This window comes from Verruconatronum alginivorum (assembly GCF_056590205.1).
Window position 1 is genome coordinate 1,640,391 of sequence record NZ_JBWPVQ010000001.1, and the last position, 3,738, is coordinate 1,644,128.

Below are 3,738 nucleotides of genomic sequence, written 5' to 3' on the forward strand. Positions count from 1 at the left end.
CGGGGTCGAGTCGGTCAACGGTCCGCCTCGTCTCCTGTTCGGCGTTTTAGATATTGCTCCAGGTAAGCCGCCGCCTCCGTCTCGTTGGAAAACACGCCTTCGAGCTGGGCCTCGAACAATTCATCCAAAATAGGTTTGAAACCTGGCCCCGGCGTCAAGCCCCGGGCGATCAAGTGACGGCCGAGGATCAACGGGCGAGGAGGTTTCCTTTCCACCTGCAATGCGCGGGCTCCGTCGAGAAGCGCCTTCACTCCCGGATGGGCTTGATTGGCGCCGGGCGCCCGTCCGCGGACATCGGCGGTCATGACGATCGCGAGATCTTCGATGCTGGCCGGTGCGAGACGCCGCGCCAGCCGCCGGATGGTGTTTGGCTTCGGGGTCAACTGGGCCGACACGTGGTACATGTGATTCTCGACCAAGGGCCGGACGTATTGGGAAAAGTATTTCGGCGCCCCGATTCCGTCGAGAAATGTTTCCGCCATCAATCCGCTCTCGCGATCGTGGCCCGGACTGATCCACCGCTCGCGCCCTCTCCGTTCCGCCCGGCGGGTAGTGGTTGCTTTTCCGAAATCATGGCTCAGCACCGCGAAAGTCAAAATTGCCTTCATCTGGCGGGCCGATCCATGCCATTCGGGAATTCGCACCAAGGCGTCGAGGCAGAGCCGGGTATGGGTTAAGACATCTCCTTCCGGGTGCCATTCCGGTTCCTGTGGACATTCTTCCAGGGCCGCGATTTCGGGAAAATGCCGGATCCAGCCGGTCGCGGTGAGAATTTCGATTCCGCGCGATGGGACCACCGATCGGGTGGCCCATTTCTCCCACTCGTTCCAGAGTCTTTCCTTGGGCAATTCGTGAAATGCACCCGCGATACTTTGGCAAAGGTCGACCGTCTCGGGAACCATCCGGAGGTCGAATCGCGACGCCAATTGGAACCCTCGGAGGACCCGCAACGGGTCTTCCGAGAAAGCCGGGCCGACATGCCGGAGCCATCCTGCCTCCAGGTCCCGTTTGCCGTCGAAAGGGTCGATGACTTCGCGCGAAATCGGGTCGAAACCGATCGCGTTGATGGTAAAATCGCGGCGGGCCGCGGCCTCGGCGAAGGTCAGGGTAGGGTCCGGATTGGTCTCGAAGCCACGATGGCCGGACCCGGTCTTGGTTTCGCGGCGCGGCAGAGAAAAATCGTAATCGCGGTTGTGTAACCGGACTTTGACGACACCGAAGCTCTTGCCCACCACATCGGTCGGGCCGAACCCCGCGAGAACCGTGCGCAATGTCTCGTAGTCGGTGCCGAAAACCTCCACATCGAAATCATGGGCGGGATGGCCGAGAAGATGGTCGCGGACACAACCGCCGACCAGATAGGGCCTCCCCACCTGTCGAATCGCCGCGATCGCGTGCCCGAGCTCTTCCGGTATCTCCATGTCCGCCAAACTAATTCCCCGAGACTCCGTCGTCAAAGCGACTGTTCGCCGAAGGATGGAGCCCGGGCCGGAGTCCGATTCATTCCGCGTTGCAAGCGGCGACCAGAACCATTGCCCAACTCGCGATAAAGAGAACTCCGCCGATCGGGGTCATCGGCCCGAGCAAGCTCGGCCCCCCGAGCGCAAGGCCGTAAATCGAGCCGGAAAAGAGCAGGATTCCCCCGGCCATCAATCCCGACGCCCAACGGACGGTGGGACTGGCCCTGCCGGAGACGCTCCAAATCGCCAGGCAAAGCAGGGCGACCGTATGGCTCAAGTGATAGACTACCGCCGTCTCCCAGGCCGCCGTCATATTGCGTTCCGCCAGAATGTCAGTCAGCGCGTGGGCCCCGAGTGCTCCGGCCGCCACGGCGGTCATCCCGAATACCGCGGCGCAAGAAAACTGAATACGTGTGGCTCTGTCCATGAACGACAGCCTGCGCTCGGGCGCGCAGGAGGAAAGAAGAAAGCGAAAAATCGAAGATTTTTGTATTTTTTTCCTTGATATGCTTCAGGGAATCCCCTCAACTGACGCTGCCGTACTGCTACTACGGCACGCAAACAAACAACAAACGCACAAACTACAGAAATTATGAAAAAGACAATCGCGTCTCTTACGGCGGCTGTCGTCGCTGGCGGTTCGAGCCTTTCGGCTTTCGTTCCCGCTGCGGCTGACTTGAGTGTTACCAGCGACTTGACCTTCGCTTCGGAATATGTGTTCCGCGGTGTCGAGTTCGCCGATAACTCCTTCCAGCCCTCCATCGAAGTCGGCCTCGGCGATTTCTATGTCGGTCTCTTCTCGAACCTGCCTCTCGATGCCCAGCAGAGCGAAATCCACTACTACGGTGGACTTTCCCTGGTGATCCCGGGTCTTGAAATGGCTGTGTTCGACGTCGGAGCCACCGTGTATCACTGGCCGAACGCCAGCTTGAACCGGACTCACGAAGGTTACATCGGCACCAAGTTCGAAGACGTCGGCATGCCCGGAGTCAGCGCCGCCGCTTATTACTTCTACGATGTTGATCGCCGCACGCACGCCGTCGAAGGCAGCATCGGCTACAGCTTCGCGATGGATGCCGCCGCTCAGTTCTCCTTGGACGTGTCGGCCTTCTACGGCAACCAGTTCGGCGGAAGCATCCGTCAAGGTTCGCCCCGCGTGAACGAGAACTACCACTACTGGGGTGGTTCGGCTGAAGTGCCGTTCCGCTTGAACGAGTTCTCGACCATCACCGCCGGAGCTCACTTCCAGACCGCCGAGCGCGCCAGCCTCACCGCTTTGGGCCTCCGCGATCAGAACTTCTTCTGGACGGTTTCCTACACCGCCGGCTTCTAAGCCCCGGTTGGAATCGTTAGAGAAAACTTATTCAAGCCCGCGGGTTATGCGCCCGCGGGCTTTTTCGTATCCGGATTGTTGACGCCCGGATGGCGAACTTCAGTAGGACGGGTGATCGGCTACGCTTGGTTCCTATGAGATGAACCCCTCCTATGAGATGAACCCCTCCTATGAGATGAACCCCAGAAGCGGCATCGATCGATAGCTCAAGCGGGTTGATTGTTGGAGTTCCGCATTTATGCGGTCCCCCATGTCGACTCAAGGATCGGCTGAAGCCGGGACTCCAACAGGGCAGACGACACCGCGAACGCCCTTAGCGAAGTTGGTTGCGGATCGCTTCGTGAATCTGCACCGACAATTCCTGGTCACCGAAGGTGCCGACCCGAATCCCCGCTTTCGTGAGATTGTCGCCTTTCGGTTCGAGGATGATCTGAATACGTTGGTCACGGGCCGTCCGCGCGATGATCTCTCCACCGGTACGGTCTCCGCGGTCACTGATCAGCGAGAAACCGAGTTCGCGCACTGCCGCCACGCTCGCGTCTTGAACGACTTCGAGCCGATGCTCGTAGGTCGTTTCCAACTCGCCCCGGACGTAGGCCACCGTCCCACCGGCCGCCGCGGCTCCCACGACTGCGATACAGCCGGTCGCGAGCAGCAAGGGTGCTGAAATAAGAGGGATCAATAGAAGGTTTCTCAGGCGTTTTTTCATGATGAATTGAACAAGGATGATGTAAAAGCGGAGGATCGAATCATAGAAAACACTACCCGCTCGGTCAATGATCCCATTATTGAAACAACGTAAAAAAATAAGAAAACGTAATTGACTTGGGATGACGGATTTCAAAGATGAACCGACCTTCTTTTCTAACCTGATCTCCGCAACCCGGAAATTTGAGCGCTTCACGGCCAGTCAATTTTAGCGTCGAAAACCTGGAGTCCCGCATT

Annotated in this window: 4 protein-coding genes; 1 reads left to right on the top strand and 3 read right to left on the bottom strand. The window is 58.7% G+C overall.

Annotation, left to right across the window (positions count from 1 at the left end; genetic code table 11):
- Nucleotides 1-14: 14 nt before the first annotated feature.
- The gene (locus tag ACWUI2_RS05935; protein WP_486981937.1) at nucleotides 15-1,421 is read right to left on the bottom strand and encodes a CCA tRNA nucleotidyltransferase; all 1,407 of its coding nucleotides are present in this window, start codon (nucleotides 1,419-1,421) and stop codon (nucleotides 15-17) included.
- 79 nt (nucleotides 1,422-1,500) lie between these two features.
- A complete protein-coding gene (locus tag ACWUI2_RS05940; RefSeq protein ID WP_486981938.1) occupies nucleotides 1,501-1,887 on the bottom strand; it encodes a DUF423 domain-containing protein in 387 nt (128 codons plus the stop codon).
- 165 nt (nucleotides 1,888-2,052) lie between these two features.
- Between ACWUI2_RS05940 and ACWUI2_RS05945 the strand changes: the two genes are divergently transcribed.
- A complete protein-coding gene (locus ACWUI2_RS05945; protein WP_486981939.1) occupies nucleotides 2,053-2,793 on the top strand; it encodes a TorF family putative porin in 741 nt (246 codons plus the stop codon).
- A gap of 313 nt (nucleotides 2,794-3,106) precedes the next feature.
- Here the strand turns inward: ACWUI2_RS05945 and ACWUI2_RS05950 are convergent, their stop codons facing one another.
- On the bottom strand, nucleotides 3,107-3,502 hold the full coding sequence (locus tag ACWUI2_RS05950) for a DUF3568 family protein (protein ID WP_486981940.1): 396 nt from the start codon (nucleotides 3,500-3,502) through the stop codon (nucleotides 3,107-3,109).
- Nucleotides 3,503-3,738 lie beyond the last annotated feature (236 nt).